Genomic DNA, 13,474 nt, shown 5'->3' with positions numbered 1-13,474 from the left:
CAATTTACTCCGGTTCGGTTCGGTTGGTCACTTCACGGCCCCTGCCATCAGGCCGCGGATGTAGAAGCGCTGCAGCAGCAGGAAGAGCACCAGGCACGGCACCATCATGACGGTGACGCCGGCCTGCACGGCGCCCCAGTCGATGGCGCCGAAGCGGCCGGACTGCAGCGCGGTCATCATGATCGGCAGCGTGAATTTCGACTGGTCTGTCATCAGCACCAGCGCCGCCAGAAACTCGTTCCAGGCGCCAAGGAAGGCGAACAGCGCGATGGTGACGATGCCCGGCCAGACCAGCGGCAGCATCACCCTGAGCAGCATGGTGACATTGTTGGCGCCGTCCATGCGCGCGGCCTCCTCGATCTCGCGCGGCACCGCGTCGAAGGCGTTGCGCATCATGAAGATCGAGAACGGCAACTGCAGCGTGACGTAGACGCAGACCAGCCCGGTCAGCGTGTTGTGCAGGCCGATCTTGGTCAGCACCAGGAAGATCGGCGTCAGGATCGACTGGAACGGGATCATGATTGTCGACAGGATGACGACGAACAGCAGGTTCTTCAGCGGAAAGCGGAAGCGCGAGAAACCGTAGCCGGCGAGCACGCTGACGATCACTGACAGCACCACCGTCATCACCGAGACGTAGATGCTGTTTTGCGCCGGCAGCCACAGGCCATCGCCGAAGGTGTTGAGCGTGGCGTAGTTCTCGAGCGAGATGCCGCTGGTCGGCCACGGCGGCAGCGGCGGCTGGCGCGCCTCCTGCGCCGGCTTGAAGGCCGAAAGCACCGTCCAGGCGATCGGCGCCAGGAACAGTATGGATGCGATGATGCCGGTCGAGTGCTCGGCGATCTGCATGCCGATGCGGCGTTTGCGGGTGCGAGCCTGCGCCATCAGTCGACCCCCTCGGGATTGCGCAGCAACCGCAGCTGGATCAAGCTGAGCGCCACCAGGATGACCAGCAGGACCATCGACAGTGCCGCGCCATAGCCGAGCTTGAACGACACGAAGGACTGGTTGAAGATCCAGTAGACGGCGGTCAGCGTCTGATTGCGCGGGCCGCCGCGCAGGATGATGTAGAACTGGTCGAAGGCGAGGATCGAGCCGGCAACCGACAGGATCAGCGCCAGCGCCAGCGTGCGGCGCATCAAGGGCAAGGTAATCGCCCGGAACCGCGCGAATGGCCCTGCCCCGTCGATCATCGCCGCCTCCTGCAGATCCGGCGGGATCGATTGCAGGCCGGTCATCAGGATGATCATGGTGAAGCCCGCCACCTTCCATACCACCATGGCGATGATCGACCAGAAGGCCGGCTGGAAGGTCGCCAGCAGGTTGAATTTCTTCTCGGTCAGGCCAAGCTCGAAGGCGGCCGGGCTGAACAGGCCGGAATCGACATTGAGCAGCCACGACCACAAAAGGCTCGCCGAGGCGAAGCCGATGACCGCCGGCATGAAGAAGGACGTGCGGTAGAAGCCGGTCAGCTGCCGCGGCCTTTCGATGAACAGCGCCAGCGGAAAGGCGACGGCGAAGATCGCGATCGTGACCACCACCGTGTAGTAGCCGGTGAACTTCAGCGCGTTCCAGAAACGGGTGTCGCGCAGGATCGCCCAGTAATTGTCGAGGCCGATAAAGCTATGCGCGCCCATCAGCGGCCAGTTGTGCAGCGACATCCAGGCGGTCATGCAAAGCGGCACGATGAAGAAGACGACGACCAGGGCGACGGCCGGCGCGACATAGAGCAGGCCGATCCACTGCCGGCGGCCGGCGCCGACCAGTTTGTATGCGCGCGCTGGCGCGGCGGTGGTTGCTGTGATGGTGGTCATCGCTGGCCTTCTCCTTCTCCCCTTGTGGGAGAAGGTGGATCGGCGCGAAGCGCCGAGACGGATGAGGGGTGTTGGAAGGAATGCCGTCCGAGCCAAGCTGGAGCACCCCTCATCCGTCGCCTTCGGCGACACCTTCTCCCACAAGGGGAGAAGGGGGAGCCAACGTTGCGACGGCGTACTGTGATGGTGCTCATGCCTGTTGTTCCATTGGCGGGACGTCCCCTCCCCCTTGAGGGGAGGGTCCGGTCGAAGGCCGGGGGTGGGGTCCTCCGCGAAGCGCGCCGACATCAAAAGAGCGTCGAGCACTGCCGCGATGACCCCACCCGGACCTTTGGTCCGACCTCCCCTCGAGGGGGAGGTTAAGGGGCTGCGGGGGTGGGGTCCTCTGCGACGTGCGCCGACAGAAACGTCGAGCACTGCCGCGATGACCCCACCCGGACCTGCGGTCCGACCTCCCCTCGAGGGGGAGGTGGAGCCGGCGCCTTACTTCTGCGGCGCCGAATCGATGATCGACTGCATCGTTTCCTGCGCGTTGGCGATGGCGCCGTCGACGTCTTCGCCGAAGAAGACCTCGTTCATCATCTGGTTCCACGGACCGTTGGCCGAGTTGATCAGGTCGTTGAACACCACCGAATAGGGCGTGCGGCCCTTGGCCATGGCTTCAGCGGCAACCTTGTAGCGCGGGTCGAGGTCTTTCAGCGCCTCATTGGCGATGTCGCCGCGCACCGGCAGGCTGCCGTATTTCGCCAGGATGGTCTGGCCTTCGAGCGAATAGGCGAAATCGAGGAACTCCTTCACCACCGCGACCTTGGTGGTGCCCTTGGTGACGACGAAATTATCGCCGCCGGCAAACGACGACCAGCCACCATCCTTGCCGGGCAGGAAGGTGATGCCGTAGTCGATGTCGGGATATTGCGTGTTCAACGCGCCGATGGCGAAGGCGCCGGACGGCGAGATGCCGATATTGCCGGTGGCGAAGGCGGCAAAGAAGTTGGAGCCGGTGTCGGTCTGCGCGCCTGAAGGCACCAGGTCCTTTTTGACCATCGAACGGTAGAGGTCGATGGCGCCGCGCATCTGCGGCGTATCCAGCGTCGCCTTGGAGCCGTCCTCCGTCAGGATGTCACCGCCCGAGGCCCAGATCAGCGGCGTGAAGGTGAAGATGTTGCAGCCGCCGCAATTGCCGGAGAAGTAGAAGCCCTTGATGTCGCCGCCGAGCGCATTGACCTTTTCGGCGTCGGCTTCGATCTCGGCCCAGTTGGTCGGGCCCTTTTCCGGGTCGAGGCCGGCCTGCTTGAACAGCTTCTTGTTCCAGATCAGCACCGAGGAATCCGCCGAGAACGGCAGCCCGTAGATGCGGCCCTTATAGGTGCCGGTCTTGACATGCGCCGGCGACAGGCTGGCGAAATAGGGCAGCGATTTCGCCCAGTCGGTGATGTCTTCGAGCTGGCCGGCGGCGGCGAAGGACGGCGTGTAGATCAGGTCGAGCGACAGCGCATCGGGCGCCGTGCCGCCAGCGGCGGCAGCGCCGTATTTCGGGATGATTTCGGCGTTGGGGATGATGTCGAGCTTGATCTGGTTCTGATGCCCCTTGTTGAAGGCATCGACGATGCGCGGCATGAAGTTCGAGCCGTCGGCGCGAACCCAGATGTTGGCGGTGTCGGCGGCGGCCGGGCCGACTGTTGCCAGCGTGCCCAAAATGCTCGCGGCGATGGCGAGCCCGGTAATGGTGGTTCTCATGCTTCTCCTCCACATGGTTTTAATTTAGCGTCTTAATTTAGCCGCGCCCCAAGCGGGTGACTATCGACACGGCCCGTTTCGTTCAGCCGTCCGGCGGACGGCCGCATGACTGACGCACCACCAGCCGGCACGGCAGTTTTCTGATGCCCGGCTCGGCGGGTTCGCCGCCGACGAGCGAAAGCAGGGCAAGGCCGGCCTCGCGCCCGAGCGCGGCCAGGTTCATGTCGACGGAGGTCAGCGGCGGGCGGGTTGCCTCGGCGACGATCTGCCAGTTGTCGAAGCCGATGACGCCGACCTCGTCCGGCACGCCGATACCGCGCTCGCGCAAGGCGTCGATGACGCCGCGCGCGATCTGGTCGTTGCCGCAAAACACCGCATCGGGCTTTTCGCGCGTACCGTCGAAACCCTCGCCGTCGAACAGCTTCTTGACCGCCTCGTGGCCCCAGGCCTCCGACCACGGGCCGAGCAGCGGCTCCATGACCGGCAGGCCGTTCTCGGCCAGCACCGCGCGATAAGCCTCGGCGCGGGCATGCACCACGGCAAAGCTCGCCGGCCCGCTGACATGGGCGATGCGCCGCCGCCCGAGCCGGCAAAAATGCTCGACCGCCAGCCGCGCACCGCCGGCATCGTCGGAGACGAACGCGATGGCGCCGGGATCGGGCTCGGTGAATGCGTAGATCGCCGGAATGCCGAGATTGGCGAGGTCGACCGGCAGGTGGCGGTCGATGCGCTTGCCGGTGGCGATGATGCCGTCGACGCGCTTGTCGAGCATGGCATCGACATGCAGCTGGGCAAGGCGCGGGTCGTCCTCGACATTGCACAGGAACACCGAGACGCCGGCATCGACCAGCGCATCGGAAACGCCGGCCATCAGCGGCAGCGAAAAGCGGCCATAGGTGTCGTTGGTCAAAAGCCCGACGGTAAAGGAGCGCCGCCTGAGCAGGCTCTGCGCCAGGCTGTTCGGGCGAAAGCCAAGCCGCTGCGCCGTCTCGCGAATACGGGTCCGCGTCTCGGCCGTCATCCGCCCCTGCCCGTTCAGCGCCTTTGAGGCCGTGGCCACGCTGACGCCGGCGAGCGCCGCCACCTCACGCAGGGTGACGGGCTGCTTGGCAGAAACAGGCGTTGGCTGCGCGTCGGACGCCATGATTTGGATATCGATCCTCCCATTTGAGAAAAGCTTTTCTCTTACCGGCCTGCGAGGCGCTGAATGGTGAAGTCAGCGGATGCCGGCAGAGTTGGGAAAAGGTTTTCTCAAAAGGAAGATTAGGGGAAGGATGCAAGGATGGCAAGAGGGAATGGCCTGGTTACAGGCATGTTCGGCAGTCAACTACGACTCGCTGCCCTGGGTCCAGGATCTGCCATGGCGGCCCGAAGGAAAGAGGGCGAGCAGCTTTGGCGTGCATTGCCGTTCAGCGGGCACCGCGATGGAATAATCGCGGTGCCGCAGTCTACCCGCAGAGCTAGCAGTTCTCAGTCTGTGGATCGCACGCCTTGTTTTTCTGTTTCTGTGGCTTGGGCTTGACCGCCTGCTCGGGCTCGGCCTGCTGCTGCTCGGCCGCTGGCTGCTCCTTGGCCTTCCGCTTCTCAGGCTTGGCAGCCTGCTCCGGCTCAGCCTGCTGCTGCTCGGCAGCGGGCTGCTTCTTGGCCTTCCGCTTCTCAGGCTTGGCCGTCTGTTCGGGCTCGGCCTGCTGCTGCTCGGCGGCGGGCTGCTTCTTGATCTTCGGTTTCTTAGGCTTGGCCGTCTGTTCGGGCTCGGCCTGCTGCTGCTCGGCGGCGGGCTGCTTCTTGGTCTTCGGCTTCTCAGGCTTGGCCGTCTGTTCGGGCTCAGCCTGCTGCTGCTCGGCGGCGGGTTGCTCCTTGGCCTTCGACTTCTCAGGCTTGGCCGCCTTGCCGGGCTCGGCCTGCTGCTGCTCGGTGGCCGGCTGCTCCTTGGCCTTCGGCTTCTCAGGCTTGGCGGCTTCTTCGGGCTTGGCCTGCTCGGTCGTTGCAGCGCCTTCGGTCGGCTTCGATTTCCGGCCAGCCTGAACCTGCTTCACCTCCTCGATGTCCTTGAGCTTAGCTGGTTTGGCCTTAGGGTCGGCTTTCACCTCGCCCTCAAAGACAGCGACCGTATCGTTTTCCAGTTTGCCGGACTGCTCGGGCGCCTCGGTCTTGCTGACCTTGACGGCAGTCACCTTCTGGTTCGTCTCCTTTTCGATCACATCGACATCAATGACTTTGTTGATCACCACGTTGTTCTGGATCGTCACGTCGCCGGCCGGTTCGGCCGCCTCGACAATGCGCACAAACTCCGGCTCATCACGAATAACGACTACAGAAATGTCCGCGGCAAGGAATTCGCGGGTGGGGACCACAACCCAGTAATAATCCGGCGTCGTGTCGAAGGTCACCTCGATTGAAATCAAATCCGGATCGCGGCGGGGCGGCAGCGGCGCCCAAATGATGTGCTCTCTGTCACGACGCCAACTCACCCATGCTGGCGCCCAGCGAGTGCCCGGAACCCAGTACCAGCCGATATCGTCGGCATAGCCCCACCGGCCGTAATGGTACGTCGCCCAGCCGAATGGCTCGTCGGACACCCAGAGCCAGCCATACTGCTCGGTATAGACCCAGTGTCCAAGCGTATACGGACGCCAATCGTCAGGCACATCAACCGGCACGAAAACGGTCGCTCCGTGATACGAGACCCAATCACCATAGGAAGACAGGTCTTCGTAGAACGTGCTGATCGAAACGGTGGTGGCAGCCCTTGCCTCGGACACAAGCGACAATGGCGCAATTGAGTTGGGAATCTCGACGACCGTGAGCAGGCAGGCGGTTACACCGCCGAGCATCAGTCGCACCGCATGTTGGGCAAGGACGCGTTTCATCGTAATCTTCCTCCGAAACAGATCGCCCTTCATCGTACAAACCCGCCGGCTGCCGGATTGTTCCACTTTGCTGACGTTACCGATCCCCTCCCGCAACGGCTTGGCATCGCACGATGATGTCAGAGATCAGAGTTGCTTCATTAGGGCGGTGACCGTCACAAATGCGCGCCGAAGGCGCGGCGATAAGTGGTTGGTCAGCGGGCCCGACAGTAAAGGAGCCGCCGCAACAGGCTCTGCGCCAAGCTGTTCGGGCTAATGGCTTCGATGCAGAACGCGCAGTGGCCTATCAGATGCAACGACGCGATGTCGAAGAAGCGGCATGGCTCATTTTCCTGATGACGCAATAGCTCGCGCCCTGAAACATAATGTCCTAGCGTTGGCGCTTGGGAATAGGGAATGCTTGGATTTGCTGGATGATGCCCTGCCCGAAGCGGTTCCGCAGCGTCGTGATAAACTCAGGTTCGACGCTATTCACGAAACCTAGCATGCCCTTCAAGTTTGCTAGCTCATCTCCGTCCAGCCTACCCTTGCTAGCTCTGTACACGGCGGTATGAAGCTCGCGTTTTCGCGTGTGCCCTACTGACACGGCTCCGTCATTTGTCAACGTGAGCCCCGTCACGCGCCGCCCGTATTTCGTTGTCACGCGGGTTGTCTTGCCCTCATTGATGACAAGCTTCGGCAGCTCAATCAGCTTGATCACCTTTCGGACGGCCTTCTCGACATTGACGAGATACCCGGTTCGTGGAGCGGAGAAGGTGAGGTCGTCGGCGTAACGGGTGTATGTCACCTTATCTTTCGCAACCTCGTGGCTAATAGCCTCGTCGAATTCCCACAGCAGGGCATTGGAGACAGTCGGCGAGGAGGGAGCCCCAATAGCCAATCGCAAGACCGAGCTTCCCTTTAGCCTTTGGAAAATCAGCTGCGAGGTCAGGTGGATATCTGTGAATGAGGTAAGGGCGCCCGTCAGCTCGCAATAGCGGGACCAGTCAGCGGCCTTAATCGACGGGAAAAAGTCAGCGAAATCCATCTTCAGGATTGGTCGATGTCCAGCATGGCGCTGCGCGTTCTCCTTTATGGATATACCTTCACGATAGGCAGTCGCCGCGTCATGAATTGGAAGCTTGCTGACAAGCACATCGACCAACGCCCTCTGCAATATCTTCACTTCCTTGGCGGGCTGGGAGATAATTCGAAAACCTCCAGAGCGCTTCGGTATTTGATAGGTCTTATACCTAACAGGGGCGGTGCGCATGATGCGCTCCACCAGGTTGGTATCCATACCAGTCTCAACGGCTAATATGTCGACGATGCCACTCATCCCAGAGCGCTTTTTAAAGCAGCTTGGATGCTGCTAAACCTAACGGGTTCCTTACTCTTCCAATACTCGATTACCCTTGCGCGCCAACGATCCCGATCTTTCTCCTCCGGCGGCAAATCTTTTCGAAGCCGGTAAGTGACCGCCTCTTCCATGTCAGGCAACGCGCAGTAGTACTCATTAATTCCGCGCTTATCTCTGACGATCCAGCCGGCATTGATCGCACAGCTTAGGTATTCAGCAATCTTATAAAATGGAACCGTCAAATCCATAACGTATAGGAGGGTATCAATCTCCTCTTCGGTCAGCGCCCCGTAATGTTGTATTAAGCCGACTACCAGTTTGATGACATGACCGGCTCGCCCAGGATTGAATGTCGTGTGTTCTTTGTACTCAGCTTTCCGCTTTTCAATCGCGGGAATCAGCGCTTCCGCCAAACGGTCGAGATTCACCTCCGAAACGCTGTTTACGCTACTAATATTTAAGTCGTTGCGATTTAGCACGCACACAGCAGACTTCCCGTGATTTTCCTGTAGGAAGAGAAGTGGACCCAGCTTGATGAAAGACGAATCGCCGTAGTTCTTGTCGTCAATGACAACGAGCAGGCGGGTGGCGATCTCCTCAACCACAGAAAACGCGCCTAGTTCAGCAACACTTCCATAGCTTTCTGAAAACAGAACGACCAAGTCGACTATCTGTGCGAATTCTCTCTCGAAACTCAGCCAGTCTTTGTAGGGCCCATCGGGCGCGAAGATTCTAAAATCCTCAGGCGTCACCGTCGAATATGATTTCAGGCCGGGCCGCCCGTAAATTTGGGTGTAAGCATCCCGCAACGAGTTTGGCTTAGCCGTTTTGACGTCGATCTGCCCGCCACACAGCAGGATGATTGGGGTGGGTGCGCGCACATGCAAAGTCGAGGCGTCGATGCGCTCGACTAAATCGGCTATGTCACCTCCGACTATCACTTACCCTTGGAGGTGTGGAAGAACATGGGGTTTACCGAGCGGAGCGGCCACTTGTGGCGGTATAACCACAGGTTGTTCCACACCGGATAAAACCTAACAATCGAATGAGGTCTGACGGAACGCCGGACCAAGCACGCAAGGTGCTTCTCGCGTAAGCTAAGCACTATCTCCCACCCCCACAGTCAGCTGTCAAGCAGTGTGACCGTGTCTGCTGTGGCAATCAATAGGCGCGCTTGGCCCCGACGCTGTAATCGACAGTTATTGGCGTTTTCCTAGCAATATTTTCATAATTATTTTTCGCGGCTTTTGAGCCCGAAAAGTCTAGAAGCTTCTGCCAGGAACGCTTCGCCGCCTGCAGCGCGGTGACGCCTGGCCGAACGTCCCGCACAGCAGCCAGGTGACAAGGCCGCGCTCATTGTGGACGCGCAGGCCGACCTGCGTTTCTTAATGTCTGCTTTAGCGCAAGCAGACCTACTCTCCTGAGATTTTCGATGTCTGCAACGGGTCAGAAGTAGCCGTTCCAACTCACCTACCAACACGCTCCCACGCCGGCGGTGCTTCACTGCTTGAAGCAGTGCGCACGGTGCCATTGCAAGAAACGAGGATGAGGGCGTTCAATCTGTCGGGCCGGCGCAAGCGCTCGACTGGTCTTGTTTATGAATGCCTGCACACTTTCCAAGTCGTTAACCTGTCGCGAGATCAGGATTTCGAGGTCATCGGATAGGCTGATCAACCCGCGATCGAACATCCAGTGCGCGGTGCCGGACAGTGCAATCCCGTTGTTGATGACATCCGGGCCGTTCGCTTCGACCGATCGAATATGGGCGGCTGAAACTTCTGCTCGGCCGCCGCCATTTATCAGCTTCAGTCCGGTGATCGCGCAGCGCTCGTCATAGGCGCGCAAGACGATGCGACGGAAAATGCGGTCTCGCACAATTCGCGATCCGATGTAGTTTACGCGATCGCGGCTCTGCTCGAATTCGAATGGCGCCTGCTCCTCCTGAAAGCCGGAAGATGTGCCGACCTCATCTACGCGCGGTAGCAACGACCCGTTCGTGTCCAGGCCCAAATCGATGATGCGGTTGAAATCGGCCGGGCTAATTGGGCGGACGGCCGATTGGGCGCGACCGGAAATTCGTCCCTGATCGTTGAGCAAGCCTCGCTCAACGAGACCATCGGTTCCATTAAATGGAACAGGGTTGACGAAATCGAGATAGGTTCCAGGCTCAATCAGAGCGAGGTACATATCAGGCGTCACAGGATCGGGAATGATTTGTTGGACTTTGGCTACGGCGTAATAGCCGCGGGTATCGTCTACCTTGCTGGGCTCGTAATAGATGATCCAGTCGCCAACGCATGCTTCGACGCGGCGCAGATATGGGCGAGGAAACTGGTATTGCTCGGCGGGGCGGTCATTGTAGATCGAATCTGAGCGATGAATGAAAACCCCGAATCCCATGATCTTCCTGCAATGCGTTCTTTGGGATATCTGCCTCAGAACACCAAAATCCGATCTTGGGAGGTTAGTCCAGGTCGGAGAAGCTTTTCCCCGTGGTATCGGTCTTCTTTTGGAACCGTCTAGGGAAAGCTCCTCCCCTAACAAAGCGCCGCGCTCTTTTCCACGGCGCGTATCGCAGAAGGCCCGCGCCATCCGTCCTCTGACACAAGGAAAAGCGCCAGGAGAAAACTCATCGTCACCGAATTCATCAGCGTCGATGGCATCGCCGAGGTCGAGAAGCTGCCAGGCGTGACCTGGAACGATGAGATGCAAAAATTCAAGGACGACGAGCTTGCCGACAGCGGCGCCATGCTTTTGGGGCGTACGACCTATCAGATTTTTGCCGGCTCCTGGCCCAAGGAGACCGGAGAGTTCGCCGACCGATTCAACGCACTGCCGAAATATGTCGCCTCGACGAGCTTGACGCTGCGCGGATCCCTCCCGCGATTGATGCGATCGAGTTCGCAGCCACCAGGCGGAAGGTTCTGATCCGCCCTTTCTTGCTGCTGCGGTAGGAAGACCTCTTGATTCCAACCACAAGCCCAAATTGCTGGATTTGGCAGCTCTGGAAGGATAAGCTTGGTTTTTGGTTCAAGCGATGGAACAGAGACTAGCCGCAATTCTGGCTGCCGATATGGCGGGCTACAGTCGGCTAATGGAGGCCGACGAATCCGGCACGCTCGCACGCCTTCGGACCCATCGCATAGAACTGGTCGATCCCGCCATCGCGAAGAACAAGGGCCGGATCATCAAGACCACCGGAGACGGCATGCTCGTGGAGTTCCAGAGCGTGACCGATGCCGTGAAATGCGCCGTGGAAATCCAACAGCGCATGAAACGGCGCAATTCGGATGTGCCGCAAGAACGGCGTATCGAATTCAGGATCGGCATAAATCTCGGCGACATCATTTTCGACGATGAGGACATTTTCGGCGACGGCGTCAATATTGCCTCGCGCATCGAGCAACTCGCCGACGTCGGCGGTATCTGCGTGACCGCAGCGGTGGCGACCCAAATTGCCGACCGTCTCGAAATTGCCATGGAGGACCTGGGCGAGAAGACGTTGAAGAACATCAGCCGCCCGGTTCGCCTCTATCGCGTTGGGTTTGATAGTTCTGTCCTGCCGGAAGTCGAGGCAAAGCGATCTATCTCGAAACCTTCGATAGTGGTGCTGCCATTCACCAACATGAGCGGCGACCCCGAGCAGGAATTTTTCGCGGACGGACTGACCGAGGACATCATCACCGAACTGTCCCGCCACCATGAGCTGTTCGTCATCTCGCGCAATTCCAGCTTCGTCTACAAGAACCGCGCCGTGAATGTGCGCGAGGTGGCCGAGAAACTCACCGTCCAATACCTGGTGGAGGGAAGCGTCCGCAAGATCGGCGACAGGGTGCGCGTGACGGTTCAGCTCATCGACACGGCGAATGACGCTCATATTTGGGCAGACAAGTATGACCGGAAGCTGGACGACATATTCGCGATTCAGGATGAGGTGACCGCGGCGATCGCAGCCACGCTGCCCGGTCGCGTCGAGGCGGCTCAGCGGGACCAGCTCGCGCGGGCGAAACCTGCAAACATGGCCGCGTATGAATGTGTGCTTGCTGCCAAGGTGCTGCATCACCGAAGCACGATTGCAGATAATGAACGCGCGCAAACCTTGATAGAAAGGGCGGTCACGCTCGACCCCGATTATGCCCATGCCCATGCCTGGCGGGCCTGCATTCTTGGCCAGGCCTGGGTCCATAACTGGTGCGAAGACAGGGATGCCATCTGGAACAACATCATGGCGGCGCTGGACAGGGCTCTGGCGCTGGACAACAACGATGCCGATGTCCATCGCATCCTCGCCGCAGTGAACGTGAACAACAATGAGCTGACCACAGCGCGCTACCATCAAGAGCGGGCGCTGGCCCTCAATCCCAATTACGACCTCGTGGTGGTGCAGCAAGGCGAGTTATTGACGTGGCTGGGCAGGCCGGAAGAGGGAATTGAATGGATCCGCAAGGCAATGCAGTTGAACCCGCACCACCCGGAGAGGTTCTGGAGCCATCTGGGAAAGGCGCATTTCGCCGCGCGCCAGTATGGCGAGGCGATCGAAGCTTTCATGCATCTGTCAACCATGGACTCGGCTCAGCACGCTTTCGCCGCTGCCTGCTACGGCTGGCTCGGCGACGAAATCGCGGCCGCGGCGCATCTAGGCAAGATCAGAACGCTCGATCCCCAATTCGACCTCGATTCATTCATCGCCACCCTGCACTATGCCCAGGAGCCTGACGTGCAGCACGTCCGCGAAGGACTGCTGAAAGCCGGTATTGCCAACCTATAGGCAGCAGGTAGCTACGACCCAGATCCAATCGGCAAAAACGATGCGGACCTTGTGGCATGACCGAACGACGGGCAGGTCGGAGAAGCTTTTCCCACGGTATCGGTCTTTGGAAGCGAACAGGGAAAACCCTCCCCCTGAAAAAGCGCCGCGCTAGTTGACGGCGCATGTCGCATAAGCCCGCGCCATTCGGCCCTGCCAGAAAGGAACTCGCTATGAGAAAACTCATTGTTACCGAATTCATCAGCGTCGATGGCATTGCCGAGGTTGAAAAGCTGCCGAGCGTGGCCTGGAACGATGAGATGCAAAAGTTCAAGGACGACGAGCTTGCCGACAGTGGCGCCATGCTGTTGGGGCGCACGACCTATGAGATTTTTGCCGGCTCGTGGCCCAAGGAGACCGGAGACTTCGCCGACCGCTTCAACGCGCTGCCGAAATACATCGCCTCGACCAGCCTGCAGGCGCTCGACTGGCAACCGGCCGAGCTGCTGCAGGGCGCGTTGCCGGAAGCGGTCAGAGGACTGAAGCAAGGCAGCGGCGGCAACATCTATGTGCATGGCAGCCTCAGCGTCGCGCAGGAATTGCTGCGCCATGGCCTTGTCGACCGCATCAGGCTGCTCAGCTACCCCGGTGCCGTCGGCCAGGGCAAGCTGCTGTTCCCGCCCGGCGCGCAATTGCCGCTCGAGCTGATCTCGGCCACGCAATTCAGCAACGGCGTGGTGGCGCTGGAGTATGCGGCTGGGAAGTCGTGATGAGCCAATCTCCCCCCTTGAGGGGGAGATGCCCGGCAGGGCAGAGGGGGGCGTCTCGCGTAATGCGCCAACCCTACCGACTCAAGAGGGAGGCCGCGCCCGGTCGAACCGACCCCCTCTGGCCTGCCGGCCATCTCCCCCTCAAGGGGGTGTTTGGACCGGAGACATCGCGAACAGGTGTGCGAGGACATCGCGAA

At 60.2% G+C, this 13,474-nt stretch carries 12 protein-coding genes; 4 read left to right on the top strand and 8 right to left on the bottom strand.

The window, feature by feature from the left end:
• Positions 1–27: 27 nt before the first annotated feature.
• From NKJ20_RS22225 to NKJ20_RS22205, 5 genes are all read right to left on the bottom strand, one after another.
• The gene (locus NKJ20_RS22225) at positions 28–885 is read right to left on the bottom strand and encodes a carbohydrate ABC transporter permease (RefSeq protein ID WP_023674366.1); all 858 of its coding nucleotides are present in this window, start codon (positions 883–885) and stop codon (positions 28–30) included.
• Positions 885–1,814: a carbohydrate ABC transporter permease gene (locus NKJ20_RS22220; RefSeq protein WP_352452309.1), complete on the bottom strand. Its 930-nt coding sequence runs from the start codon at positions 1,812–1,814 to the stop codon at positions 885–887. Before NKJ20_RS22220 ends, NKJ20_RS22225 begins: the two co-directional genes overlap by 1 nt.
• 483 nt (positions 1,815–2,297) lie before the next feature.
• Positions 2,298–3,551 carry an ABC transporter substrate-binding protein gene (locus tag NKJ20_RS22215; protein ID WP_352746971.1) on the bottom strand — a complete coding sequence of 418 codons (1,254 nt, stop codon included), beginning with the start codon at positions 3,549–3,551 and terminating at the stop codon, positions 2,298–2,300.
• A gap of 82 nt (positions 3,552–3,633) precedes the next feature.
• The gene (locus NKJ20_RS22210) at positions 3,634–4,695 is read right to left on the bottom strand and encodes a LacI family DNA-binding transcriptional regulator (protein WP_352746968.1); all 1,062 of its coding nucleotides are present in this window, start codon (positions 4,693–4,695) and stop codon (positions 3,634–3,636) included.
• 316 nt (positions 4,696–5,011) lie between these two features.
• Entirely contained in the window at positions 5,012–6,454 is a 1,443-nt protein-coding gene (locus NKJ20_RS22205) for a DUF6600 domain-containing protein (protein ID WP_352746966.1), read from the bottom strand.
• Positions 6,455–6,582: 128 nt separating this feature from the next.
• Between NKJ20_RS22205 and NKJ20_RS22200 the strand changes: the two genes are divergently transcribed.
• Positions 6,583–6,768 carry an alpha-glutamyl/putrescinyl thymine pyrophosphorylase clade 3 protein gene (locus tag NKJ20_RS22200; RefSeq protein WP_352746964.1) on the top strand — a complete coding sequence of 62 codons (186 nt, stop codon included), beginning with the start codon at positions 6,583–6,585 and terminating at the stop codon, positions 6,766–6,768.
• Between the two features lie 23 nt (positions 6,769–6,791).
• Here the strand turns inward: NKJ20_RS22200 and NKJ20_RS22195 are convergent, their stop codons facing one another.
• The 3 genes from NKJ20_RS22195 to NKJ20_RS22185 form a co-directional block, all read right to left on the bottom strand.
• On the bottom strand, positions 6,792–7,739 hold the full coding sequence (locus NKJ20_RS22195; RefSeq protein ID WP_352746962.1) for a retron St85 family RNA-directed DNA polymerase: 948 nt from the start codon (positions 7,737–7,739) through the stop codon (positions 6,792–6,794).
• The gene (locus NKJ20_RS22190) at positions 7,736–8,641 is read right to left on the bottom strand and encodes a retron St85 family effector protein (RefSeq protein WP_352746960.1); all 906 of its coding nucleotides are present in this window, start codon (positions 8,639–8,641) and stop codon (positions 7,736–7,738) included. The genes NKJ20_RS22195 and NKJ20_RS22190 overlap by 4 nt, the downstream gene beginning before the upstream one ends.
• Before the next feature lie 619 nt (positions 8,642–9,260).
• The gene (locus NKJ20_RS22185) at positions 9,261–10,160 is read right to left on the bottom strand and encodes an HNH endonuclease (RefSeq protein ID WP_352746957.1); all 900 of its coding nucleotides are present in this window, start codon (positions 10,158–10,160) and stop codon (positions 9,261–9,263) included.
• Between the two features lie 171 nt (positions 10,161–10,331).
• On the opposite strand from NKJ20_RS22185, the gene NKJ20_RS22180 reads away from it, so the two are divergent.
• The 3 genes from NKJ20_RS22180 to NKJ20_RS22170 all read left to right on the top strand — a co-directional run bounded on the left by NKJ20_RS22180 (position 10,332) and on the right by NKJ20_RS22170 (position 13,277).
• On the top strand, positions 10,332–10,688 hold the full coding sequence (locus NKJ20_RS22180) for a dihydrofolate reductase family protein (RefSeq protein WP_352747076.1): 357 nt from the start codon (positions 10,332–10,334) through the stop codon (positions 10,686–10,688).
• Positions 10,689–10,797: 109 nt separating this feature from the next.
• Positions 10,798–12,528 (top strand): adenylate/guanylate cyclase domain-containing protein, encoded by a 1,731-nt coding sequence (locus tag NKJ20_RS22175; protein ID WP_352747074.1) that lies wholly within the window; start codon positions 10,798–10,800, stop codon positions 12,526–12,528.
• Positions 12,529–12,740: 212 nt separating this feature from the next.
• A complete protein-coding gene (locus NKJ20_RS22170) occupies positions 12,741–13,277 on the top strand; it encodes a dihydrofolate reductase family protein (protein WP_352746954.1) in 537 nt (178 codons plus the stop codon).
• The last annotated feature ends 197 nt before the right edge of the window (positions 13,278–13,474 follow it).

This window comes from Mesorhizobium sp. M0185, from assembly GCF_040322175.1.
Classification (GTDB): Bacteria; Pseudomonadota; Alphaproteobacteria; order Rhizobiales; family Rhizobiaceae; genus Mesorhizobium.
The sequence above is the reverse complement of the archived record's forward strand: the minus strand, read 5'-3'. Positions and strand labels throughout refer to the sequence as shown.

What these genes read in the sequence shown, in the direction of transcription:
- NKJ20_RS22210 (WP_352746968.1), bottom strand. Translation starts at nt 4,695, where the DNA reads ATGGCGTCCGACGCGCAGCCAACGCCTGTTTCTGCCAAGCAGCCCGTC.
- NKJ20_RS22205 (WP_352746966.1), bottom strand. Translation starts at nt 6,454, where the DNA reads ATGAAGGGCGATCTGTTTCGGAGGAAGATTACGATGAAACGCGTCCTT.
- NKJ20_RS22175 (WP_352747074.1), top strand. Translation starts at nt 10,798, where the DNA reads ATGGAACAGAGACTAGCCGCAATTCTGGCTGCCGATATGGCGGGCTAC.
- NKJ20_RS22185 (WP_352746957.1), bottom strand. Translation starts at nt 10,160, where the DNA reads ATGGGATTCGGGGTTTTCATTCATCGCTCAGATTCGATCTACAATGAC.
- NKJ20_RS22170 (WP_352746954.1), top strand. Translation starts at nt 12,741, where the DNA reads ATGAGAAAACTCATTGTTACCGAATTCATCAGCGTCGATGGCATTGCC.
- NKJ20_RS22195 (WP_352746962.1), bottom strand. Translation starts at nt 7,739, where the DNA reads ATGAGTGGCATCGTCGACATATTAGCCGTTGAGACTGGTATGGATACC.
- NKJ20_RS22225 (WP_023674366.1), bottom strand. Translation starts at nt 885, where the DNA reads ATGGCGCAGGCTCGCACCCGCAAACGCCGCATCGGCATGCAGATCGCC.
- NKJ20_RS22200 (WP_352746964.1), top strand. Translation starts at nt 6,583, where the DNA reads ATGCGCGCCGAAGGCGCGGCGATAAGTGGTTGGTCAGCGGGCCCGACA.
- NKJ20_RS22215 (WP_352746971.1), bottom strand. Translation starts at nt 3,551, where the DNA reads ATGAGAACCACCATTACCGGGCTCGCCATCGCCGCGAGCATTTTGGGC.
- NKJ20_RS22220 (WP_352452309.1), bottom strand. Translation starts at nt 1,814, where the DNA reads ATGACCACCATCACAGCAACCACCGCCGCGCCAGCGCGCGCATACAAA.